General features: G+C 61.5%; 18 protein-coding genes, 1 tRNA gene and 1 pseudogene. All 20 read left to right on the top strand.

Annotated features, from left to right (window positions below):
* Positions 1–90 precede the first annotated feature (90 nt).
* Positions 91–1,293, top strand: a complete 1,203-nt coding sequence (locus E4J93_RS06710) for a DegT/DnrJ/EryC1/StrS family aminotransferase (protein WP_147588694.1) — start codon at positions 91–93, stop codon at positions 1,291–1,293.
* A gap of 87 nt (positions 1,294–1,380) precedes the next feature.
* Positions 1,381–2,400 (top strand): GNAT family N-acetyltransferase, encoded by a 1,020-nt coding sequence (locus tag E4J93_RS06705; RefSeq protein ID WP_147588693.1) that lies wholly within the window; start codon positions 1,381–1,383, stop codon positions 2,398–2,400.
* Between the two features lie 2 nt (positions 2,401–2,402).
* Positions 2,403–3,683 (top strand): carboxylate--amine ligase, encoded by a 1,281-nt coding sequence (locus E4J93_RS06700; RefSeq protein ID WP_147588692.1) that lies wholly within the window; start codon positions 2,403–2,405, stop codon positions 3,681–3,683.
* On the top strand, positions 3,676–5,670 hold the full coding sequence (gene uvrC / locus E4J93_RS06695) for an excinuclease ABC subunit UvrC (RefSeq protein ID WP_255431950.1): 1,995 nt from the start codon (positions 3,676–3,678) through the stop codon (positions 5,668–5,670). The genes E4J93_RS06700 and uvrC overlap by 8 nt, the downstream gene beginning before the upstream one ends.
* Positions 5,671–5,757: 87 nt before the next feature.
* Positions 5,758–6,066 (top strand): annotated as a pseudogene (locus E4J93_RS06690) (N-acetylmannosamine-6-phosphate 2-epimerase); the annotation flags it as partial.
* A gap of 187 nt (positions 6,067–6,253) precedes the next feature.
* Positions 6,254–7,174, top strand: coding sequence for an RNase adapter RapZ (rapZ, locus tag E4J93_RS06685; protein WP_147588691.1), 921 nt, complete (start codon positions 6,254–6,256; stop codon positions 7,172–7,174).
* 7 nt (positions 7,175–7,181) lie between these two features.
* A complete protein-coding gene (gene yvcK, locus E4J93_RS06680; RefSeq protein WP_147588690.1) occupies positions 7,182–8,225 on the top strand; it encodes a gluconeogenesis factor YvcK family protein in 1,044 nt (347 codons plus the stop codon).
* Complete coding sequence (gene whiA, locus E4J93_RS06675; protein WP_147588689.1) at positions 8,226–9,149, top strand: DNA-binding protein WhiA; 924 nt, start codon at positions 8,226–8,228, stop codon at positions 9,147–9,149.
* A 205-nt stretch (positions 9,150–9,354) separates the two neighbouring features.
* Positions 9,355–10,380, top strand: a complete 1,026-nt coding sequence (gap, locus tag E4J93_RS06670) for a type I glyceraldehyde-3-phosphate dehydrogenase (protein WP_147588688.1) — start codon at positions 9,355–9,357, stop codon at positions 10,378–10,380.
* Positions 10,381–10,515: 135 nt separating this feature from the next.
* Positions 10,516–11,709 (top strand): phosphoglycerate kinase, encoded by a 1,194-nt coding sequence (gene pgk, locus E4J93_RS06665; RefSeq protein WP_147588687.1) that lies wholly within the window; start codon positions 10,516–10,518, stop codon positions 11,707–11,709.
* Positions 11,696–12,469 carry a triose-phosphate isomerase gene (tpiA, locus tag E4J93_RS06660; protein ID WP_147588686.1) on the top strand — a complete coding sequence of 258 codons (774 nt, stop codon included), beginning with the start codon at positions 11,696–11,698 and terminating at the stop codon, positions 12,467–12,469. Before pgk ends, tpiA begins: the two co-directional genes overlap by 14 nt.
* Positions 12,470–12,540: 71 nt before the next feature.
* A complete protein-coding gene (gpmI, locus tag E4J93_RS06655; protein ID WP_147588685.1) occupies positions 12,541–14,094 on the top strand; it encodes a 2,3-bisphosphoglycerate-independent phosphoglycerate mutase in 1,554 nt (517 codons plus the stop codon).
* A 154-nt stretch (positions 14,095–14,248) separates the two neighbouring features.
* Positions 14,249–14,503, top strand: coding sequence for a preprotein translocase subunit SecG (gene secG, locus E4J93_RS06650; RefSeq protein ID WP_147588684.1), 255 nt, complete (start codon positions 14,249–14,251; stop codon positions 14,501–14,503).
* Between the two features lie 552 nt (positions 14,504–15,055).
* Positions 15,056–16,759: an ABC transporter substrate-binding protein gene (locus E4J93_RS06645; protein WP_147588683.1), complete on the top strand. Its 1,704-nt coding sequence runs from the start codon at positions 15,056–15,058 to the stop codon at positions 16,757–16,759.
* Between the two features lie 163 nt (positions 16,760–16,922).
* A complete protein-coding gene (locus E4J93_RS06640) occupies positions 16,923–17,963 on the top strand; it encodes an ABC transporter permease (protein ID WP_147588682.1) in 1,041 nt (346 codons plus the stop codon).
* A 45-nt stretch (positions 17,964–18,008) separates the two neighbouring features.
* Positions 18,009–18,923, top strand: a complete 915-nt coding sequence (locus E4J93_RS06635) for an ABC transporter permease (protein ID WP_229056285.1) — start codon at positions 18,009–18,011, stop codon at positions 18,921–18,923.
* Positions 18,924–18,927: 4 nt separating this feature from the next.
* A complete protein-coding gene (locus E4J93_RS06630) occupies positions 18,928–20,061 on the top strand; it encodes an ABC transporter ATP-binding protein (RefSeq protein WP_147588680.1) in 1,134 nt (377 codons plus the stop codon).
* On the top strand, positions 20,061–21,080 hold the full coding sequence (locus E4J93_RS06625) for an ABC transporter ATP-binding protein (protein ID WP_147588679.1): 1,020 nt from the start codon (positions 20,061–20,063) through the stop codon (positions 21,078–21,080). The genes E4J93_RS06630 and E4J93_RS06625 overlap by 1 nt, the downstream gene beginning before the upstream one ends.
* Positions 21,081–21,405: 325 nt before the next feature.
* Positions 21,406–21,495, top strand: a tRNA-Leu gene (locus E4J93_RS06620).
* A gap of 112 nt (positions 21,496–21,607) precedes the next feature.
* A complete protein-coding gene (locus tag E4J93_RS06615) occupies positions 21,608–24,028 on the top strand; it encodes a SpoIIE family protein phosphatase (protein ID WP_147588678.1) in 2,421 nt (806 codons plus the stop codon).
* Positions 24,029–24,030: the final 2 nt, after the last annotated feature.

Here is a 24,030-nt window from a genome sequence, read left to right as displayed (position 1 = left end):
GGAGCCCTCCCTATTTGTCACCATCGAGATGTAAACAACGTCTTGGCACTTAACAGCTAGCGCAGTTTTCCTAGGAGAAAGGACCCGGGCATGGCTTCGCTCGAACAGACGGCGGGGAAGACCCTCGAACAGCGCATCGCGGCGCTCCTGGCTCGTCGGACGGGTACCGTCGAGATGGATTGGCATTGCGTGTTCAAAGCCCGCTACGGCATGCGCGTTGCCTTCGATGCGATTCGCTCGCGCATGGGCGATGGCGTGGTCGTCACGCAGCTGCTCACCTGCTGCACCGCCGTCGACCCCATCCTTGCTGCGGGGCTGACGCCGCTCTATGCCGACATCTCGGCTGACACCGCGTCCATCGACCCTGATCGCCTTGCGTTGCCGGATGATTGCCGTGCCGTCATGCTCCAGCATACGTACGGCATCATCGACGACGCGGCTTCGCGGCGGCTGGTCGAGCGTGCGCACGCCGCGGGCGCGGTGGTGATCGAGGACTGCGCGCATTGCGTCGGTCGCATGGCCGTGGACGAGGAGGGCTACCCGCTCGCCGATATATCGATTCACTCGTTCGGTATCGAAAAGGTGCTCGATACGCTGTTCGGCGGCGCGGTGTGGGTGAACCCCCGTTCCCCGTTCACCGAGGTGGTGGACGAGCTTTCCGCACGTCTCGCCGCGCTGCCCGCGCCGCCCGCCCGCATCGCCTTCGTCGCGCGCGTCAACCGCTTCCAGCTCCGTGTCTTCGGGCATCTGCCGCGCCCGCTGGTGCGCGGCCTGCGCCGCGTGCTTCCCGCCCTCGGACTGTTCGAGCCGGCGGTTTCCGATGACGAGCGTCGCGGACAGCTCCCGTACGATCCCATGCGGCCCTCGCGCTTCGTATGCGAGAAGGCATTGGTGGCGCTCGAGGGCCTCGGCCGCGTCGAGGACGCGCGCGCCGCCGTCGCATCCGTTTATCGAAGCGAGCTGGGCGGCGTTCCCGGCATCGAGATCCCGCAGGCCGCTATCTCCGGAGATACCCAGCCCCTGCTGAAGTTTCCCGTGCTTGCCGCCGATACCGCTACGGCGGATCGCATGGTTTCCGAAGTGTGCCGTGCGGGATACTACACCTCGGCGTGGTACCGCCCCGAGCTGTGCCCTGGCGTGCTGGATAAAGCCGCCTACCGCGTGCCCGAAGATCGTTCGGGACTTGTTGCGAACGACCGCTTCGTGGCGTGCGTGGCCACGCTGCCAACGGATATCGACGTTGCGGGTGCCCATCGCGTCTGCGAGGTCGTGCGGAGCGTGGTCTCTTCATAGAGTCTGCGGTCTGCGGTCCGCGCCGTATCTGCGAGGGGCTTATGATGAGGAGTCCAACAAGAGTAGATAGGGTGAAACGGGGATAGCATGCAGGTTAAAAAGCTCGCACGCGAGGAGTACGAGGCCGCTCTTACGGCGCTCGGTGTCAATGCTCCCGTGGAACAGCTGCCGGTATGGCAGGAGTTCGAGTCCACCATCCCGGGCCGCTCCCCCTGGGGCTTCGTGTCGTTCGAAGATCAAGGCGCTCTCGTTGCCGCGGCGTCGTTCGTGCAGTACGAGACGCATGGGTACCGGTATCTGCGCGCGCATCATGCCCCCGTGTGGGGCCATGAGCCCTCTGCCGCAGAGGAGCACGCCGCTATGGAGGCGCTCGCGTCGTTCGTCCGCGCTGAAGATAAGCGCCAGGTGTTCGCGCGCCTCGCGGTGAAGCACGAGCTCCCCGTCACCCGTCCTTGCCTTTCCACGCTGCCCTACGATATGACCGTGGTCATCGATCTGACGGGCGGCGATGATGAGATCCTCGCCCGCATGAAGCCGCGCGGCCGGCGCGATGTGCGCAAGGCCCTGCGCGAGTGCCAGGTGAGCTTCGCCGACGAGACCGAGCTCGCCACGTCGTCGTTCGACGAGTACTACGAGGTCATGATCGAGACGGCGGCGCGCGACGGCTTCACTCCTGCGCCCTGCGAGGAGTACCGCAACATGCTGCGCATCTTGGGCCCCGAGCACTGCCGCCTGTTCGCCGGCAGGCTCGATGGCCAGGTGATCACCTGGACCTTGGCGACCATCTCGGGTGAGCGCGCCACTCGTTACTACGGCGCCTCCCGATCCGGCTCCGCCCGCGCGCTGGCAACCGACCGCCTCATCTACTTCGAATGCTGCGAGCTCTCGCGAATGGGCTGCACCGAGTACGACCAGATGGGCATCGGCAGCGATTTCCAGCCGGCTACGAAGAGCCTCAATACCTTTAAGACCAAGTTCGCCAAGGATGGCGAGCGCTGCATCGCGCCCGATCGCGACGTGCCCTTCAAGCGAGGCTTCTATAGCGCGCTGCATAAGGTGAAAGACGTCCGCGGCGCCCTGCGTGCCATGAAGAACAAGGAGGACTAGCCATGGCATCCGTACCCCTTCTGAGGCGCGAGGAGGTCTCCGCGCGCTTCGTCCCCGTTGTCCTGGGAGGCGAGATCTTCGCCTATTCGCTGGCGCGCTGCTTCTACGAGGCCTATGCCATCAAGACCGTCGTCCTTTCGGCGGTGGATGTGCAGGTCACCTCGTCCAGCCGTTTCGTCGATTACCGCATCTGCCCCGAGATGGGCCAGGACGACGAGGCCATCGTGGGCCTGCTGGCGCGCATCGGCGAGAAGATCAGGCAGCAGGGGAAGGTGGCGCTCGTCATCGGTAGCGCCGACTGGCACGCGCGCCTGCTCTCCTCCCATAAGGACGAGCTGTCCCGCTGGTTCGCGGTCCCCTACAACGATTTCGAGCTCCTTGACGAGATCACGCAGAAGGAGCGCTTCTACGAACTGTGCGAGGAACTTGGAATCGATTACCCCCGTACCTGGACGTTCAACTGCGCCGATCCTACGGTCACCATCGATGCCGCCTCTTTTACCTATCCGGTTATCGCCAAGCCGTCCAATTCCGCGCGCTACGACCTCATGTCCTTTCCCGGCAAGGAGAAGATCTACGAGGTCCATGCCCCGGAAGACCTCGTGCGCATTTTCAACCTGCTGCGCGATGCGGGTTATGACCGCGAGCTCGTGGTGCAGGATTTCATTCCCGGCGAGGACGATGCCATCCGCACGCTCACGACGTTCTCCGATGCAACGGGCGACGTTCGCGTCGTTTCGGGCGGCCGCGTGGTGGTGCAGGACCATTCACCCCACCTTATCGGCAACCCGCTGTGCATCTTGTCCGAGCGCACGGAGGAGATCATCGACGCCGCCAAGCGCTTCTGCAAGCGGACGGGCTATCGCGGTTTTGCCAACTTCGATATCAAGTACGATGAGCGCGATGGTCGCTATAAGTTCTTCGAGGTCAACACCAGGCCCGGCCGAAACACCTATTACATGGCACTCGGCGGCGTCAACATCGGCAAGGTGCTGGTAGACGAGTATATCCTGGGCGAGCGCATTCCGTATCGCGAGGCATACGACCGCTTCCTGTATACGTGCGTGCCCTCCAAGGTGATTCGTAAAACGGTGCTCGACGAACCGTTGCGCGATGAGGTGCTCGGCATGTACAACGCGGGGCAGGCGAGCTATCCCTATCACAACGCTTCCGACACGCTTAAGCACAAGGTGCTGGCGCGCGCGGTGTATTACAACCAGATCAAGAAGTTCCGCCGCTACGTATGGGACGTGCGCGAGGCCGCTCGCTCGGGCGATGCCTAAGATGCCCGGTCCGCTCCATCACGGCGGCCTTCCGGGGACGTCGCTTCCCGTTGCGCCCTTCGACGAGCGCGCCGCCGCCGATCATGTTTCGGCGGCGGGGGAGGGCGGCCTGCCCTCGCTCGTCGAGCAGGTCGCCCAGGTTCCCACAGATCCAGGCTGCTACCTGTGGAAAGACGCCGCGGGCGAGGTTATCTACGTCGGGAAGGCGAAGAACCTGCGCGCCCGCATGAAGCAGTACGTCACGCTGTCCGATGACCGCGAGAAGATCCCGCTCATGATGCAGCTGGTGGCGAGCTTCGATTACATCGTGGTCGACACCGAGCACGAGGCGCTGGTGCTCGAGCGAAACCTTATCGCTCAGTACCACCCGTATTTCAACGTCGATTACAAAGACGACAAGTCATATCCCTATATTGCCATCACGAAAGGCGATGCGTTTCCCGCTATCAAATACACGCGGGAGCGCCATCGCCCGGATACGCGTTATTTCGGGCCGTATACCGATAGCCGCGCGGCGCGTGAGACCATCGATATCCTGCGCAAGGTCACGCCCATCTGCACGGCGTCGTGCGCCGAATGGAAGCGCGTGAAGCGCCTGCTCGAGAAGAATCCCGCCGACGCGGACCTCCTGGCGCTCGTCTGCGCGCAAAAGGGCCGTCCTTGCTTCGACTACCACGTGGGGCGCGGTCCCGGCGTGTGCGCGGGCGCCATCAGCCAGGAGGACTACGCGCGCAACGTCAAGCGCGTCGAACGCTTCTTGTCGGGACGCCGCAGCGAGGTGATCGGCGACCTCAAGGCCGATATGGCCGAGGCTGCGGAAAGCCTCGATTTCGAGCGCGCCGGACGCATCAAGCGCCGCCTCGAGGTGCTTAACGGTCTTGACGACCGCCAGCAGGTCGTGTTTCCCGCGCAGGTCGACATCGACCTCATCGGGTTCTATCGAGAGGAGACCATCGCGGGCGCTTGCGTGTTCGTGGTGCGCGAGGGCAGGACCCAGCGGACGTGCGAATTCATCCTCGATAAGGGCCAGGACGTCTCCCAAGAGGAGCTCGTTTCAGGTTTCGTGAAGCGTTATTACGATGAGACCTCCGATATCCCATCCGAAGTCGACATTGCATGCGACCTCGAGGATGCGGACCTCATCGGCGCGTGGCTGAGCGAGAAGCGCGGCCGCGTCTGCCATCTTCATCGCCCTCAGCGCGGTGAGAAGCGCCATCTGCTTGAGACATGCGAGCGCAACGCGCGCCATGCGCTTATGCGCTATATGATACGCACGGGCTATGCCGACGACCGTACCAACCAGGCGCTGCTTCAGCTCGAGAGCGCGTTGGCGCTGCCCGCGCCGCCGCTGCGCATCGAGTGCTTCGATATCTCCACCATCCATGGGCGCTTCACGGTGGCGTCGATGGTCGTGTTCACCAACGGAAAGCCCGATAAATCCCAGTATCGTCGCTTCAAGATTCGCGCCGAGCTCGATGAGGCGAACGATTTCGTATCGATGCAGGAGGTCCTGGGTCGACGCTATGCGCCTGAACGTATGGCCGACGAGCGCTTCGGCTCGCGGCCGGACCTGCTTGTGGTCGATGGCGGTAAGCCGCAGCTCACCGCGGCGCTCACCCAGCTGGAGGGCCTGGGGCTCGATATCCCCGTCTGCGGTCTCGCAAAAGCCGACGAGGAGGTGTTCGTGCCCTGGGATGAGACGCCCGTGGTGCTGCCTACGGGGTCTGCATCGCTCTACCTCATCAAGCAGGTGCGCGACGAGGCGCATCGTTTCGCCATCACCTTCCATCGCGAATTGCGCGACAAGGCTATGACCGTCTCGATTCTCGATGAGGTCGAGGGCGTGGGGCCCGTGCGCAAGCGCGCCATCATGAAGCGATTCGGATCCATGAAGCGCCTGCGCGAGGCGAGCGTGGAGGATATCGCCTCCGTTCAGGGGGTCTCCGTGGATGTCGCGCAGGCGGTGTACGACACGCTGCGTTCATAGGGACGACGCGCCGTCTGCCGACTCGTTGTTATCTGGTAGATACCAGTACTTTATCGACTGGTATCTATCGATTGCGCAGATAAAAGCATCATGGCGGATTGCATGACCATCGAGGATATTCGTCGCGCCGTGGAGATCGGCTTCGATCTCGTCTCAACGACGCTCTCCCACAACAAGTCCGCGATCGAGACGACGCTCGACGAGGGCCCCGACCTGCCGCTGCTTCGCCAGGCGACCGCCGAGTTCCCCGGCCTGCCCATCATCTGCGAGGGCCACGTCCATACGCCCGTCGAGGGCCGCGCCGCTATCGACGCGGGCGCTTGGGCCGTCGTCGTGGGCACCGCGATCACGCATCCCACGAGCCTGACCAGCTGGTTCAAGGCGGCGTTCGATTAGGGAGCCTCTCGTGCACTCGCTTTGATGCCTGTGGGCGTCCGAACGGCAGTCGTTCGGACGCCCATTTTTTTACCCAGCTTCCGGGGGCGGGGCGCCTCGGGTTGTGTCTCCCTCGCGAGGGTTGGGTCATCGCCGGGTCTATGCGGGTATACTTGAAGGCTAAAAGCTTCGTCTGAAGGAGGCCCGCATGACGGAACGCTCCGACATCACATCCGCCGAGCTCGCCGACCGCGTGCCCGACATCGTCATCATCACCGGCATGTCCGGCTCCGGTCGCACGCAGGCCATGCACGTGTTCGAGGACATGGGGTATTTTTGCATCGACAACCTGCCACCCAGCCTCATACTGCAGCTTGCGCAGCTCATCGGCATCAACACCGGTGTGGGCCGCCATCTGTGCGTGACGAGCGACTTGCGTTCCCAAGGCCTGTTCGACGAGCTGCTCGACACCATCCAGACGCTCAACGAGCACGAGATGACCTGCAAGGTGCTCTTCCTGGAGGCCTCTGACGAGGTGCTCATCCGTCGCTATAGCGAGAACCGCCGGCGTCACCCGCTGGCGCAGCGCGGGGACACCACGGCCGATGCGATCCAGCGCGAGCGCGTCGCTTTGGGGAGCATCCGCGATCGCGCCGACATGGTCATCGATACGAGCCGCATGCGCACGGCGACGCTTCGCAAGCGCCTGCGCAGCGCGTTCTCCGAGCTGGCGGATCAACAGCTCATGGACGTTCACGTCTTCTCCTTCGGCTTCAAGCACGGCATGCCCGTTGAGGCCGACCTCATGATCGACGTTCGCTTCCTGCCCAATCCCTTCTACGATCCCGAGATGCGCACGCTGACGGGCCTTGACGCCAAGGTGGCTGATTTCGTCATCGAGCATCCCAAGACGCAGGAGTTCCTGGACGCCTGGTTCAAGCTCCTCGACGCCGTCATGCCGGGATACGTCGCCGAGGGCAAGCCACAGCTCTCCATCGCTATCGGCTGCACGGGCGGGCAGCATCGCAGCGTTGCGATTGCCGAGGCGACCGCGCGCCATCTGGAGCGGCAGCAATATCACGTGAACATCTCCCATCGCGATCTCGCGAAGGCTAATATCAGGAGCTAGTGCATCCATGCCAGCAACGTTCAACGCGGTCTCCATCGGTGGCGGCACCGGGCAGCCGCAGCTTATTCGCGCGCTTCGATTGATGGGCGCCCATATCGACTCCGTGGTGGCCATGGCCGACGATGGCGGTTCCACGGGTTTTTTGCGCGAGCGCGAGCACGTGGTTCCGCCGGGTGACGTGCGCAAATGCCTGTCGGCCCTGGCGCGCGACCCCGAGTCGACGCTTGCACGGGCGTTCGCCCATCGTTTCCGGTCCATCGACGACCATGCGCTTGGAAACCTCATTCTCGTCGCGCTGGCCAAGGAGTCCGGTTCCTTTATCGAGGCTACGCGCACCTGCGAGGAGCTGCTGGGCTGCGTCGGCCGCGTGCACCCCTCGACGCTCGAGTTCATAAGTCTTTCGGGTTCCACCGTCGATGGCGACGAGGTGCACGGCCAGGCTCAGATCAGCTACGGCACACGTGCGTTTCGGCGCGTCTGGCTCGATCAAGGCGAGGTTACCGCCAACGAGGACGCTGTTCGCTCGATCCTCGACGCGGACCTCGTAGTACTGGGTCCCGGATCCCTGTTCACGTCCATCATGCCCAACATCTTGGTGCACGATATTCGCGAAGCGCTGGTCCGAACCAAGGCGAAGCGCGTGTTCGTCTGCCCCAAGATCGATTCGCTCGGCGAGACGAGCGGGATGAGCGCGGCCGATCATGTGCGCGTGCTGTTGGATGAGGGGCTCGAGGGCGCGCTCGATGCGGTGCTGGTCCATCGGGCGGAAACGGCCGAGCAGGTGTATCCGTACGAGCCCCGCGCGTGGAAGCGGGAGGCCCGTAAGAGCCTCGTCGGACCCGGGCCGAACGGGGAGGGTATCGTCACCGCCCGCCAGATCGAGCGGGCTAAAGATGCTCCGTTCGGTCCCATTCGGGCCGATGACGACGATCTGCGTTGGCTGCGCCGGATGGTGCCCCGCGTGATCGTCCGCGATTTCACGGGGACCGCCATGCCGGCCGCCCACGATGTGCAGCTGCTTGCGCGAGCTCTGGAGGAGGTGCTTGCATAGATGTCGTTCAGCGCAGAGGTTCGCGACGAGCTGTCACGGCAGGAGCCCGCGTGCGAATACTGCGACCTCGCTACGCTAGCCGCCCTCGCTCGTGTCTGCGGAACCCTGTCCCTTGCGGGGTCGGGCCGGTATAGGCTGCAAATCGCCACCGAGACGGGCGCCGTCGCTCGCACGATGATAGGCCTCACCCATAAGATCTTGAAGCTCAAGACCGAGTTCACGGTGCGCCGTTCCGTACTTCATAAGGTGCGCAACTATCTTATCGCGCTGCCCGATCAGCCGGACCTCGCCAAGGCTTTGGTGCTGCTTGGCATTCTCGACCGCCAAGGCAACCTGGTGCGCGGGGTGCCCCATCATGTTGTGGCGCGTCCATGCTGCAAGCTCGCCTATATTCGCGGCGCGCTGATCGCCGGCGGATTCATAGCCGATCCCCGGGGCGATTTCCATCTCGAGATCGCCGTGCAGGGCGAGGAGTTCGCTCGTGCCCTGGCGGACCTGATCGGCAGCTTGGGCGTGCCCGCGCGCGTGAACGCGCGCCGTGGGGCCTTCGCCGTCTACATCAAGAGCGCCGAGGACATCAAGCGCTTGCTGGAGACGGTGGGCGCTAGCCGTTCGGTTGCCGAGATAGACGAAGCCCGTGCGGTCAAGTCCGTGAAAAACGATGTGAACCGACGGGTGAACGCGGAGCTGGCCAACCAGACGCGAAGCGCCGGAGCGGCCCAGCGGCAGCTCGAGCTGATCGCCGAGCTTGAAGCGCGGGGTTTGCGCGACGGTCTGCCACAAGCTTTGGAGGATTTTTGTCGGCTTCGTGAAGCCCATCCCGACTTGTCGCTGCGCGATCTGGGGGAGCTCGCCGATCCTCCGCTATCCAAGTCGGCGCTCTATCATAGGGTGCTTCGCTTGGAAAAGCTGCTTGATTCATAGAAAACCATGCGGGGGAGAGCGAAGCTTAAAGCGTTTCAATATGCCATTATCCTGCTGCTTTGAAACGTTTTTAATTACTCCATCGTTCGAAAGTTTCCAATTCCGTCCATTTCCCCTTGAAAAAAAGGTATATTTGGTGAGTGGTTAGTTTGTGGGTCTCAACGGCAGACAAGGAGTCTGCGGGGACCTAACGAAAGGAGACACAATGGCAGTAAAGGTTGCTATTAACGGCTTTGGTCGTATCGGCCGTCTGGCTTTCCGTCAGATGTTCGGTCACGAGGGCTCCGAGATCGTTGCCATCAACGACCTCACCTCTCCCGACATGCTGGCGTACCTGCTGAAGTACGACTCCACGCAGGGCAACTACAGCCGTGATCACAAGGTCGAGGCTACCGAGGACGCCATCATCGTCGACGGCAAGGAGATCAAGATCTACGCCGAGGCCGACGCCAACAACCTGCCCTGGGGCGACCTCGATGTCGACGTCGTGCTCGAGTGCACCGGTTTCTACACCTCCAAGGCCAAGGCCCAGGCTCACATCAACGCCGGCGCCAAGAAGGTCGTCATCTCCGCTCCCGCGGGCAACGATCTGCCCACCATCGTCTACAACGTGAACCACGAGGAGCTCACCGCTGAGGACGACATCATCTCCGCTGCTTCCTGCACCACCAACTGCCTCGCCCCGATGGCCAAGGGTCTCAACGACTTCGCTCCCATCGTGTCCGGCATCATGACCACCATCCACGCCTGGACCGGCGACCAGATGGCTCTCGACGGCCCGCAGCGCAAGGGCGACAAGCGTCGCTCCCGCGCCTGCGCTGTCAACATCGTCCCCAACTCCACCGGTGCCGCCAAGGCCATCGGCCTGGTTCTCCCCGAGCTCAACGGCAAGCTGATCGGTGCCGCCCAGCGCGTCCCGACGCCCACCGGCTCCCTCACCAACCTCTACGCCGTTGTCGATAAGGTCGTCACCAAGGACGAGGTCAACGCTGCTATGAAGGCTTACGCCGAGACCATCTCCGAGACCTTCGGCTACAACGAGGACGAGATCGTCTCCACCGACATCATCGGTGAGACCCACGGCTCCATCTTCGACGCCACCCAGACCATGTGCTCCGATCTGGGCAACGGCCAGACCCTGGTTCAGGTTGTTTCTTGGTACGACAACGAGAACTCCTACACCTCCCAGATGGTCCGCACCATCAAGTACTTCGAGAAGTTCGTCGCCTAAGATATCGATGGCTTCCATTTTCGCTTGATAAGCGTCTAAGAGGGGCGCGGCCTCAAGGCTTCCAGCCCGGGGTCGCGCCCTTTTTATATCGTGTTGCACGTCCTGCAACCGCATTCGAATGAAAGGTAGATGTTCATGGCTTTCACCAAGAAGACCGTTCGCGACATCGACGTCGACGGCAAGCGCGTTCTCGTTCGCGTCGACTTCAACGTGCCCATCAAGGATGGCGTCGTCGGCGACACCACCCGTATCAAGGCTGCGCTGCCCACCATCAACTACCTGGTTGAGCACAACGCCCGCGTCATTCTCATGAGCCACCTCGGCCGTCCCGACGGCACCGGCTTCCAGCCCGAGTTCTCCCTCGAGCCCGTGGCCGCCAAGCTCGCCGAGCTGTCCGGCCTCGATGTGACCTTCGTCGCCGATACCTACGGTGACGAGGCTGCGGCCGCCGTCGAGGCTCTCGAGCCGGGTCGCGTCCTCGTTCTCGAGAACGTCCGCTTCGATAAGCGCGAGAAGAAGAACGACCCCGAGATCGCCAAGACCCTCGCTTCCTACGGCGACGTCTTCGTGCTCGACGCCTTCGGCACCGCTCACCGCGCCCAGGGTTCCGTTGTGGGCCCCGCCGCCTACCTGCCCGCCGTCGCCGGCTTCCTGCTCGAGAAGGAGGTCGATACCCTCACCGGTATCTTCGCCGACCCCGAGCGTCCGCTCGTCGCCATCGTCGGCGGCTCCAAGGTCTCCTCTAAGATCGGTGTCCTCGATCACCTGATCGACTCCGCCGACACCCTCATCATCGGTGGCGGCATGGCCTACACCTTCTTCCTCGCCCAGGGCATGTCCGTGGGTCAGTCCCTCAAGGAGGAGGACTGGGTCGAGCGCGCCGGCGAGATGCTGAAGAAGGCCGAGGAGAAGGGCGTCAAGATCCTGCTCCCCATCGACAACCGCGTTGCCGATCACTTCGGCGAGGATGCCGTCCCCGAGGTCGTGGCCTCCAACGCCATCCCCGATGACCGCGAGGGCATGGACATCGGCCCCGAGACCGAGAAGCTCTACGCCGAGGCCATCAAGGGCGCCAAGACCGTCTTCTGGAACGGCCCCATGGGCGTCTTCGAGTTCGACAACTTCGCTCACGGTACCCAGGCTATCGCCGAGGCCGTTGCTGAGGCCGATTGCACCTCCATCATCGGCGGCGGCGATTCCGTCGCAGCTGTGAACAAGTTCAACCTGGGCGACAAGATGAGCTGGATCTCCACCGGCGGTGGCGCTTCCATGGAGCTCGTCGAGGGCAAGCCCCTTCCCGGAGTGGAGGCTCTCAATGACGCAGAATAACCGTACCCTGCTCATCGCAGGCAACTGGAAGATGAACAACGACGTCCAGGCCGCGGCCACGCTGGCCGACGAGCTCGTCGCCGCCCTCGACGGCGTCGACAATGGCGTCGAGGTCCTCGTCTGCCCGCCCACCATCGACCTCACCACGGTTGCCGCGAAGCTCGATGGCTCCGCCGTCAAGCTGGGCGCTCAGAACTGCTACTGGGAGGCGTCCGGTGCCTACACCGGTGAGTCCTCCTGCGGCATGCTCAAGTCCGCTGGCTGCACCTATTGCATCATCGGCCACTCCGAGCGTCGCGATTACTTCCATGAGTCCGACGAGGACCAGAACAAGAAGGCCAAGGCGCTCGTCGCCGCGGGCCTCGTTCCCGTCTTCTGCTGCGGCGAGCCCCTTGAGGTTCGCGAGGCCGGCACCTATGTCGAGCACGTCGTCGCACAGGTTAAGGCTGGTCTCGAGGGTCTCGAGATCACCGATCCCGCCCAGCTTGTCGTCGCGTATGAGCCCATCTGGGCCATCGGCACCGGCATGACCGCCACCGCCGACGACGCTCAGGAGGTCTGCGCCGCTGTCCGCGAGGCCCTCGTCGACCTCTTCGGCGCCGAGCTCGCCTCCGGTATCCGCGTGCTGTACGGCGGCTCCGCCAAGCCCGGCAACATCGCCGAGCTCACCGCCAAGCCCGACGTCGACGGCGCCCTCGTGGGCGGCGCGTCGCTGTCCGCCGCGGACTTCTCCTCCATGGTCGTCAAGGCTGCGGAGTAGTACCCGTTTCGTTATCGGGCCGCGGCGCCTCGCGCGCTGCGGCCCATTCTTTTGTATAGGGAGAATCACATATGGCTAACCGCCACCTTCCTGCTCTTCTCGTCATCATGGATGGCTTCGGCCTGGCGCCCGAGGGCTCTGATAACGCCGTGAGCGCTGCCAACACGCCGTTCATCGACGAGCTGTACGCGAAGTATCCGCACACCACCCTCGGCGCCTCCGGCGAGGATGTCGGCCTGCCCGACGGCCAGATGGGCAACTCCGAGGTCGGACATCTCAATATCGGTGCCGGCCGCATCGTCTTCCAGGAGCTGTCGCGCATCAACAACGCCATCAAGGACGGCTCGCTCAAGGAGAACGAGGTCTTCGTCCGCACGATGGACGACTGCGCTTCCAATGGGAAGACCCTGCACCTCATGGGCCTTATGAGCCCGGGCGGCGTTCACTCCATGCAGTCCCACTGCGAGGCGCTCGTCTCCATGGCCGCGGAGCGCGGCGTGAAGACCGTTCGCGTGCACTGCTTCATGGACGGCCGCGACGTCGATCCACAGTCCGGTGCCGGCTATGTTGCCGAGCTCGTTGACTTCCTGTCCAAGGTTTCCTCCGAAACCGGCTGCGATGCCCGCGTGGCTACGGTCGAGGGTCGCTACTGGGCCATGGACCGCGATAACCGCTGGGAGCGCATCCAGCTCGCTTACGACGTCCTCACCAAGGGCTCCGATGCCGAGGCCGATCCCGTCGAGGGCATCAAGGCCTTCTACGAGAAGGATCCGCGCGGCGACGAGTTCGTCGACCCGTTCGTCTGCCACAACGAGGGCATGGCCGACGGCGACGCCGTCATCTTCTTCAACTTCCGCCCCGATCGCGCCCGTCAGATGACCCGCGCGTTCACGGAGGAAGGCTTCGACGGCTTCGATCGCGAGGTCGTTCCCGCGCTGTCGCACTTCGTCACCATGACCGAGTACGATCCGTCCTTCAACGTCGAGGTCGCGTTCCCCAAGACGTTCCCCGAGAACGTCCTGGCCGACGTCATCGCCGCTAACGGTCTCAAGCAGCTTCACACCGCCGAGACCGAGAAGTACGCGCACGTCACGTTCTTCATGAACGGCGGCATCGAGGAGCCCAAGGAGGGCGAGGAGCGCGTGCTCGTGGCTTCGCCCAAGGTCGCTACCTACGACCTCAAGCCCGAGATGAGTGCTCCCGAGGTGACCGAGAAGCTCGTCACCGCTATCAACGAGGACCGTGCCGATTTCTATATCGTGAACTTCGCCAACTGCGACATGGTCGGTCACACGGGTGTCTTCGACGCAGCCGTCAAGGCTGTCGAGGCCGTTGACCATGCACTGTCCCAGGTCATCCCGGCGATCCAGGCCAAGGGCGGTTTCGCCCTCATCACGGCCGACCACGGTAACGCCGACCACATGTTCGACGAGGTGGATGGCGAGAAGAAGCCGTTCACGGCCCACACCACCAACCGCGTTCCGTTCATCATCGTGAGCGATACCGCAAAGCTCGTGGGAATCGAGGATGGTCGTCTGTCCGACATCGCGCCCACCATGCTTTCCATGGCCGGCCTCGAGCCCAGCGCCGAGATGACGGGCCGCGCGCTCGCCGTCGAGGAGTAGGCTGGATCGACTGCGCGCCTACATGACGCCGAACCGCCCGTTCGCCTGGTGCTGACGGGCGGTTTTTCAATCCGGGATGCACGAGTCGTAGACGGCTGTACTGAAGAGTGCTACGATAATGTGCTGTCTTTTGAATCTCGTGAAGGAGTTACTCGTGGGTCCACTTCAAATCGCGCTGTTCGCCGTCTGGGCGCTCTCTGGTCTGTTTCTTATCGCGCTCGTCCTTATGCATTCTGGTAAGGGCACCGGTGTTTCCGACATGATCGCGAGCTCGCTGTACAATTCCAGCGCTGCTACCGGTGTTATGGAGCAGAACCTCGATAAGCTCACGGTTATCGTGGCCGTCGTGTTCTCCATCTCCGTGGTCCTGTGCATGTTCTTCTTCCCGCAGGGAATCGTGGGCCTGTAAGACGTCGCGCAACTTGGTCGACCGACCCCGTCCTCGAATCGAGGGCGGGGTTTTTGTTTGCCTGCGCGCCCATGAACGCATGCCGACACCTGCGATCGACCGGTTGATCGCGGCTGTATCGACCGTGTCGCGCCGCAATATTCGTAAGCTGTCGAATGGATGAAGCGATTGCAGCCGTTCACGGTCCCAATCAATCCGTTCGCCGACGGTGAATATTTCCAATTTATTTCAGATATATGAACGAGGGAGGGCGGCCTGAGGAGCGGTGGTTCGCACGCCTGTGTATCCATTTGATTTCCTCCCAGCTCTACGCATTGTTTTGCTAAAACTCCGAAGTCCAATGCAGCAACCACTGTCACCAAATAAAGAAAATCCTTGCTGTTAATCAAAATCTCCAACTATTTATGCAAAAAATACGGTAAGGTTATAAACTATCAACTGGTACCGCAACAGCCTGGGTACCGTGTTTGATTGCTCGACGCAGCGCATCGCACGTCACCTGATCGGGGAGGAGCGCTGCATCGTTACAGCTTTCTATTAAAGGAGGATGGCATGGCTGAAATGAAGAACGAATTCCACCAGCCGGTGGTTGGTCGTCGCGCATTTGTTGGCGGTACCCTTGCTGCTAGCTCCCTCGCGTTCCTCGCCGCTTGCGGCAAGAAGGACGCTCCTGCTGCTGGCAGCGCCGACGCTGCTGCTGAGGGCGTTACCCTCAACTTCTCCATCAACAACCCGGTCTGCATCGATCCCTACAACGTCCAGGAGGACCAGGGTACGCAGGTCGAGTTCCAGCTGTTCGACTCCCTTATGAAGTATGACTTCAAGGCCGAGGACCTCAAGCCGCTGGCTTGCGAGTCCTTCGAGGCTTCCGAGGACGCCACCAAGTTCACCTTCCACCTCATCGAGGGCGCTAAGTTCCACAACGGCGACCCCGTCACCTCTGCCGACTTCAAGCGCGGCTGGACCCGTCTCGTCAGCCCCAAGAGCGCCATCCAGGTCGACCGCGGCCCCTCGCAGATCGCCTACCACCTGTCCCAGGTCAAGGGCTACGACGAGCTTGCTGCTGGCGACGCTGACGATTTCGCCGGTCTTAGCTGCCCCGATGACCTCACCTTCGTGGTCGAGCTCTCCGCTGCATACGCCGACTTCCCCTATGTCTGCTCCCACCCCGCACTCGCTCCTGTTCCGGCTGCTGCCGACGAGGATGCGAACGCCTTCTACCTCGCTCCCATCGGCAACGGTGCCTTCATGATGAAGCCCGGTACCAAGTGGGAGGACGGTCAGTACATCGACCTCGTCCGCTTTGACGATTACTATGGCGACAAGGCCGTCGTCGACGGTATCCACTTCGGCATCCAGAAGGATATCGAGACCTCCTACAAGGAGTTCCAGGCTGGTAACTTCGACGTTGCCGACGTTCCCACCGCCCAGATCGACGCCTGCAAGGCCGAGGCCGGCGAGTCCAAGGACGGCTACACCATGAGCGAGGGCGGCCGTATGCTGCTCGGCTCCGAGCCCTCCACCTACTATCTGGTCTGCAACACCACGGTTGAGCCCTTCAACAACGCCGACTTCCGCAAGGGCGTCTCCATGGCCATCAACCGCGAGGCTATCTGCAAGTCCATCTTCAAGGGTACCCGTACCCCTGCCGACGGCATCGTTCCTCCGGGCATGGACGGCTACCGCGAGGGCGCATGGGAGTTCGCGGCTTACGACGTCGATAAGGCTAACGAGTTCCTGGACAAGGTTGCTCCGATGAACGGTGATTCCCGTGGTATCGAGATGGTCCTGTCCTACAACCAGGACGGTGGCCACAAGGAGATCATGGAGTCCGTGATCGGCGACCTCGCCAGGGTCGGCATCACCGTCACCTCCGATACCCCCGAGTGGTCTGCGCTCCTTTCCAAGTACGATAACATGGACTTCCAGATCGGCCGCCTCGGCTGGGTTGCCGACTATCCGATCATGGATAACTTCCTGTATCCGCTGTTCCACTCCGATTCCCTGGGTGGCGACAACAAGTCCGGTTACAGCAACCCCGAGGTCGACAAGCTCATCGAGGAGGCTCGCACCATCGTGGACGACACCCAGCGCGTTGCAAAGATGCAGGAGGCCGACGCCATCATCGGTGCTGACCTGCCCGTCATCCCGCTGATGTTCTACACCCACACCCTGGTTGGTTCCAGCCGCGTGAAGAACCTCTACATCGACCCGCAGAAGAAGGCTTACCTGGCGCGCGCCGAGCTTACCGCGTAAATTACGTCGATTGTCGCAAACAGGTGTCAACTTAGGCTATACTGTTAATTTACAAAAACGGGATGCCGATTCTCGCGTCGGCATCCCATTTTGTGTGATATCAAACGGTTAGGGCGTAGATATCACTGTTGGAAGTCCCTACGACAGGGGAGAGATCGTTTTTATGGGAAAATATATCCTCAAGCGAGTGCTCCAGTTCATCCCGGTCTTCTTCGGCGTGACGCTTATTCTGTTCGCGCTGCAGAATATCGTGCCGGGTGACCCGATCAAGCTGATCGGTGGTGGCGGTAAGGCCATGACTCCCGAAGCGGAGCTCAACCTGCGCATCCGTTACAACTTGGTCCAGGTCGATGAGAACGGCCATGCTGTCCTCGACGAGAACGGCGATCCTATGCCCGTTCCGCTGATGGATCAGTACGTCACCTATATCACCAACCTGTTCCAGGGTGATCTGGGCGAGTCCTATCAGCGCAAGATGCCGGTTACGGAGATCTTGGCTAATAAGTATCCCTATACCATCAAGCTTGCCGCGTGCGCGATCGTGCTCGAGGCGATTATGGGTATCGGCGCTGGTATCATCTCCGCGGTTAAGAGGTATTCGTTCTGGGATATTCTCGTAACGCTCTCCACCTCCGTGCTCGTTGCCGTCCCCGCCTTCTGGCTGGGCATGTTGCTGCAGCTCATCTTCGGTGTTTGGATGAAGGAGTGGACCGGCGGCGCGTTCTCGCTGCCCATCTCCGGTGCCGGCGGTGCTGCCTCGCAGTACCAGGACTGGATTCACTATATTCTGCCTTCCATCACGCTCGCGTCCGTCTCCACGGCGTACGCTGCGCGTATCATGCGTTCGCAGCTCCTCGATGTTATGAATCAGGACTACATTCGCACCGCTAAGGCCAAGGGCCTGTCCAACCGCGCCATCATCTGGCGTCATGCGCTCAAGAACGCACTTATCCCGGTCGTTACCTATATCGGTGTCGACTTCGGTGCGATGCTCGCCGGCGCGATCCTTACCGAGACGGTCTTCAACTGGCCTGGTGTTGGTTATGAGATCTATCGTGCCATCACGCAGCGCGACTGGCCCATCGTTATGGGTGGCGTCACCGTCGTTGTCGTCGTCGTTATGGTTATTAACCTGCTCGTAGATATCAGCTACGCATTCTTGGATCCGCGCATCCGCTATGGCGCGCCCAAGGATAAGTCGTAGGGGAGGGTTGGCATGCTAGAACCGAGTCCTACTCAGCGCGCCGGCATGGCCGCAACTGCGGATACCAAGGGTGTCAAGAAGCCCGAGGAGAAATCCCGCACCCTGTGGGGCGACGCCTTCAAGCGTCTCCGCAAAAACAAGTTGGCCGTTTTCGCGGTCATCTGGATCATCTTCATCGCTCTCGTCGCCATCACGGCGGACCTGTGGGCAGAGCCCTGGCTGGGTTCCCCGACGGCTTCCGACTCCGTGGCCATGGCCACCACGTCGCTCCTGCCTCCTTCGGCTGAGCATCCGTTCGGCACCGACCCGCTGGGTCGCGATATCCTTGTTCGCGTGATCTACGGTGCCCGCGTCTCGCTGTCCGTCGGTATCATGGCTACCGCCATCTCCACCGCGATCGGCTTGGTCCTCGGCGCCGTGGCTGCTTTCTACGGCGGCATCTGGGACACCATCATCATGCGTCTCGCCGACGTGTTCCTGGCGTTCCCGTACATCCTGTTCGTCGTTGCCATGATCGCCGTCATCGGTCAGAGCCTCACGAACGTGTTCATCGCCATCGGTATCCTTGGTTGGCCGAGCATCGCCCGCGTGTTCCGTTCGGCGATCCTCACCGTAAAGGAGAACGACTACGTCGATGCGGCTCGTGCCATGGGCGCTTCCGATGCTCGCATCATCGCACGTCACATCTTCCCGAACTCCGTTGCCTCCATCGTCGTGTACGCGACGATGAACATCGGCGGCGCCATCCTGACCGAGTCCTCCTTGTCGTTCCTCGGCATGGGCGTCGTTCCGCCCACGCCGTCGTGGGGCTCTATGATTCAGGCTGGTCAGGCGTACCTGCAGACTGCTCCGTGGATGATGATCATGCCCGGTCTGGCGATCCTCTCCACCGTGCTTGCGTTCACCCTGCTCGGTGACGGTCTGCGCGATGCTCTCGACGTGAAGATGAAGGATGCGTAAATCCATGAAGAAGAACGCTAACAAGAACTACGTCGACCTGAAGACGCAGCCGATCCCCGAGGGTCAGCACCTGCTCGAGGTCGATAACCTCAAGATGTACTTCCACACCGAGGACGGTATCGTCCACGCTGTCGACGGCGTATCGTATACGCTGGATCGTGGCGAGACCCTTGGCGTCGTCGGCGAGTCCGGCTCCGGTAAGTCTGTGACCGCCATGACCATCATGGGCCTTATCTCCATGCCTCCTGGCAAGATCGAAGGCGGTCGCGTCCTGTATCGCGGTCACTCGCTGCTCGATATGTCGGAAGAGGAGATGCAGCACATCCGTGGCAACGACATCGCCATGATCTTCCAGGACCCCATGACCTCGCTCAACCCGGTCTACAAGATCGGTAAGCAGGTTGGCGAGGGCCTTCGCCTGCATCGCGGCTATTCCAAGCAGGAAGCGCTCCAGCGCGCTACCGAGCTGCTCGACCTCGTCGGTATCCCCGAGCCCGAGAAGCGCGTCAACGAGTATCCGCACCAGTTCTCCGGCGGTATGCGTCAGCGCGTCATGATCGCCATGGCCCTTGCGTGCGACCCCGATATCCTCATCGCTGACGAGCCTACCACCGCACTGGACGTTACCATCCAGGCGCAGATCATCGAGCTCATGCAGGAGATGCAGGAGAAGAACGGCAACGCCATCGTCATGATCACCCATGACCTGGGCGTCGTCGCCGATATCGCCGATAAGATCATGGTCATGTACGCCGGCCGTCCGGTCGAGTTCGGTACTGCCGACGAGATTTTCTACGATAGCCGTCATCCCTATACGTGGGGCTTGATCCGCTCGATTCCCGAGCAGGCTATCGACGAGAAGAAGCCGCTTACGCCGATTCACGGCAACCCGCCGTCCCTCATGAACCTTCCCGCTGGCTGCCCCTTCGCTCCGCGTTGCCCGTACGCTCAGGATATCTGCCACGAGAAGCTTCCCGAGCAAGTTACCACCGAGACGGGTCACTATTCCGCCTGCCACTTCGCCGGCGATATGGACTTCGTCAAGAAGAACGCTCCGAATACCTCTCGCTCGCGTGGCAAGATCGCTACCGGCACTCCTGACGTCCTCGACCCTTCCGTGATTGGAGGTAGGGCTTAATGGCCGATAAGACCCCGCTGCTCAAAGTCGAGCACCTGTGCAAGGAATTTCCCGCTGAGTCCGGTACCTTCGGCGGCCGTTTCGCTAAGCGTTTCGTCTCCGCTGTGAACGACGTTTCGTTCGAGATCTATCCTGGCGAGACCTTCGGCCTGGTTGGCGAGTCTGGTTGCGGCAAGTCTACGACTGGTCGTACCATCATGCACCTCACGTCGCCCACTTCGGGCAAGGTGTACTTCCAGGGCCGTGATATCTCCGAGATGAGCAAGAAGGAGCTCAAGGAGATGCGCCGCGATATGCAGTTCATCTTCCAGGATCCTTATGCGTCGCTGAATCCGCGCATGACGATCGGCGAGATCGTCTCCGAGCCCATGACCATCCATGGTATCGGCACCAAGGAGGAGCGCATCGAGCGCGTTCGCGAGTTGCTGCAGGTCGTCGGCCTCAATCCCGAGCACATCAATCGCTATCCGCATGAGTTCTCCGGCGGCCAGCGTCAGCGTGTCGGCATCGCCCGTGCCTTCATCCTTCGTCCGAAGCTTATCATCTGCGATGAGCCCGTATCCGCTCTCGACGTTTCGATCCAGGCTCAGGTCCTTAACCTGCTGAAGGAGCTTCAGGACAAGTACGGCACCGCGTATCTGTTTATCGCGCACGATCTTTCGGTCGTCCAGCACATCTCCGATCGCGTAGCCGTTATGTATCTCGGTAAGATGGTCGAGCTTTCTGACTGGAAGACGCTCTACACCGAGCCTCATCATCCGTATACGCAGTCTCTGCTGTCTGCTGTTCCGGTTCCCGATCCCGATATCCAGAAGACGCGTAAGCGCATTATTCTGGCCGGTGACCCGCCGTCGCCCATCGATCCGCCCTCGGGCTGCCGCTTCCACACCCGCTGCCCCATGGCACAGGACATCTGCAGCAAGGAGATCCCCGGCTTCGATGAGGTCGCTTCCGGGCACTACTGTGCATGCCACTTCGCCAAGCCGTTCCCCATCAAGGAGAGCCATATCAACCTGTAAGGGTTTTGACGGCAACGCCGACTACTCGGTTCGTACCTGGCGCGTCTCTTCGGAGGCGCGCCTATTTTTATGCGTATCGCACGAAAGGGCATGCCGATTCTTGTTAATCAGGCGCGATCGGCGGGGAAGTGGTGTTGGAGTGTTGGGCCATCTTTGCACTTATTGCATTATCTACCTGCGATAGTGCTGAATGAATCGGTGTGCGATCGACTTCGGGAAAACTTTCTCAAATATTTTTAAAATTGTACTTGCACAAAGCTGGGAACGTAGGTTATTATCTTCCTTGTTGCGAGCGAGAGAGCAAACGACCGCGAGCAACCGAATCGTCGGAGTGGCGGAATTGGCAGACGCGCTAGCTTGAGGTGCTAGTGACCATTTCTCGGTCATGCGGGTTCAAGTCCCGCCTCCGACACCATCGAATAGTAACGCGGACTTTCGGGTCCGCGTTTTTCGTATAACTACGCATCATGGCTTCTTTCGCTGTATCCTATCTACCTACCGAACCATCGTGGATCGAAGGGGCAGCAATGGAGGCCATCGCAACCGAAGAGTATCCCAATCTCGCTCGTCTGGTTGAAATTACGAACGATGCCGTCGCGCTTTGTCATCGCGATGGTACGGTGCTGCATGTTAACAAGCAGTTCCTACGTCTTATTTCGAGTCCGCGTGATCTCGTGATCGATTGCGATATCAAAGACATTCTCTTTAGCGAGACCTTCGAGCGCGCCGCGGGCCATAAGCTGCCCTTTACCGTCGACGGCGTCGATAACACGCTCATGCTGAAACTGTTCGATGGTTCCTTCATTCCGGTGACTGTTCGCTCGCTATTGCTCAATCCCGCCGCCAACTACGACGCGCCGGCTGCAAGCCCCCATGTACTCATCGTCATGCGAAGCCTCGAGGAACGGTATGCTCATGACCGCCAGACGCAACGGTTGCTCTCGGAGGTCCAGGCCGCGAATAAGCGCCTATCCGGCACGCTCTCGGTAATTATGTCCACCGTGGGGTCCGAAGACCTTCCATCGCTTGTGGACACGGTTCTCAATAAGCTCGTCGACACCCTTGATGCCGACGGAAGCGCTATCTATTTTTCAGAGAGCGGCGGTTTTAAGCTGCGTGGAATCTCGGACTCGCTGCATAGCTCGTATGTCCCTGAATTCGTGCCGTACGGATCGGGCGTGGCCTCGCATCTCCTTAAAGAATCGCGCTCATGCCGCTTCTCCATCGTTCCGGCCGACGAGGGCGCATCGCCTATCTCCGGCGCGTTCTACGACCTCGACTCGCGCATCTCGCTTCCTGTTCGCGTCCAGGATATGCCGCCCTTTAAGACCATGATCGCCGTGCCCATCTTCTTCGGTACGCAGGTCCTCGGTGTCATCGAGCTCGGGTGGCGCCGCCATACCACGCCTCGAATGAACGAGGTCCGCGTGTTGGAAGTTATTTGCGATTACCTTTCCATTGAGCTCGTGGGCCTTATCACCGCCTTGCGCTCGCGTAAGACCGCCGGACTGACGCGCTCGCTCAATGCCTTGCGTGACAACTTGCTGTCCTTCGAGGGCGACGCTGCGGGCACCTACTCATTGCTCGGCTCCGAGTTGCGCCGAGTCCTTTCATGCCGGGTATGCCCCGTCATCCTCGATCAGGTTCGCGACTGCTATGTCGTTGACTTCGAGGGCGGCAGCCGCGTTGAGCTGCCCGGCGACCCGGATGACTTCTTCTTCTCCATGCGCATGCCCGCCTCGCGCGCCGCGGGGCCCGTTGACTCCGCGGCCCCGCTGTCGGCTGGAGGCATGCCGTCGCTCAAAAGCGCTCGCGTCGTTCGCGTCGACCGCACGACGCGAGCAGGCGACTGGTTGGCCGATCATGGCCTTCCGTGCCAGGGCGCCTTCGTAGATATGGGGGCGCCCTTCGAGGACGCTGCGGATGATCTCGTGAGTGCGGAGGGGCCGGACGCCTTGAAGCCGGGAAGCATCCTGCCGCGCGATGCATCCGGCAAGGCTGTCGCGCCCCTGAGGTATTTCCTCCTGCTTCGCGATGGCTCCCAGGAGCCGATCGATGACCTCGAGTACGATTACCTCGTTCGACTCGTACACGACTTCGAGCTCATCACCAGTGGCGTTCGAAACAAGAAGGAGGAGCAGCGCATCGCGCAGACGCTTCAGGCGGGCATGAGGAGCTCCCTGGGTGCGGTTCCCGGCATCACCACCGATTCGCGATACTCTTCGGCGACGCGGCAGGCGCTGGTGGGCGGTGATTTCTACACGCTCATCCGTCTGCCCGATGATCGTGCGGTCATGATCTTGGGCGACGTTTCGGGCAAGGGCGTCGAGGCAGCCTCCATGTCTGCGCTGGTCAAGACGGCGCTCACGGCCTATGCCTGGGAGGGCCGCCCTCCTGCGGCGCTCGCGCGTGCGCTCAACAGCATGCTTATGAGCTTCTCGCGTCTCGAGACGTTCGCCACGATGTTCATTGCGAAGATCGACTTGCGCTCCCGTACCGCCACGTATTGTTCGGCGGGGCATCCGCCCGCGATGCTCATTCATCCACCGCACGAGGACGGGGACCGTGTAGGCGAGGTCGAGCTGCTCAGCGTTCAGTCGGGCGTCGTGGGCGCGTTCGATTCCATGATGTATGAAAACGGCGTCTTCACGTTCGAGCCGGGCGACATGCTCTTCATGTATACCGACGGTGCGATCGAGGCGCGAGACGCCCAGGGCGGTTTCTTCGGCGAGGATCGCCTGCGCGATGTGCTCTTACGCGAGAGCGGTGCGGGTATCGAGGGCTTATGCGATACCGTGCTATCTGAACTCGACCGATTCTCGGGCTCGGCTCTCGATGACGATATCGCTCTGGTCGCCCTGCGATTCGATGGTGCGGGGGGGGTAGGTCCATTCGGCAAACTTGCCGCCGGTAGGCTGTTTAGAGTTCCGCGAACACGGGAACTATAGTT

The organism is Collinsella sp. BA40 (genome assembly GCF_008014645.1).
In the GTDB taxonomy this organism is placed as follows: Bacteria; Actinomycetota; Coriobacteriia; order Coriobacteriales; family Coriobacteriaceae; genus Collinsella.
Note: the sequence above shows the minus strand (reverse complement) of the source record. Positions and strands in the feature narration are given on the sequence as shown.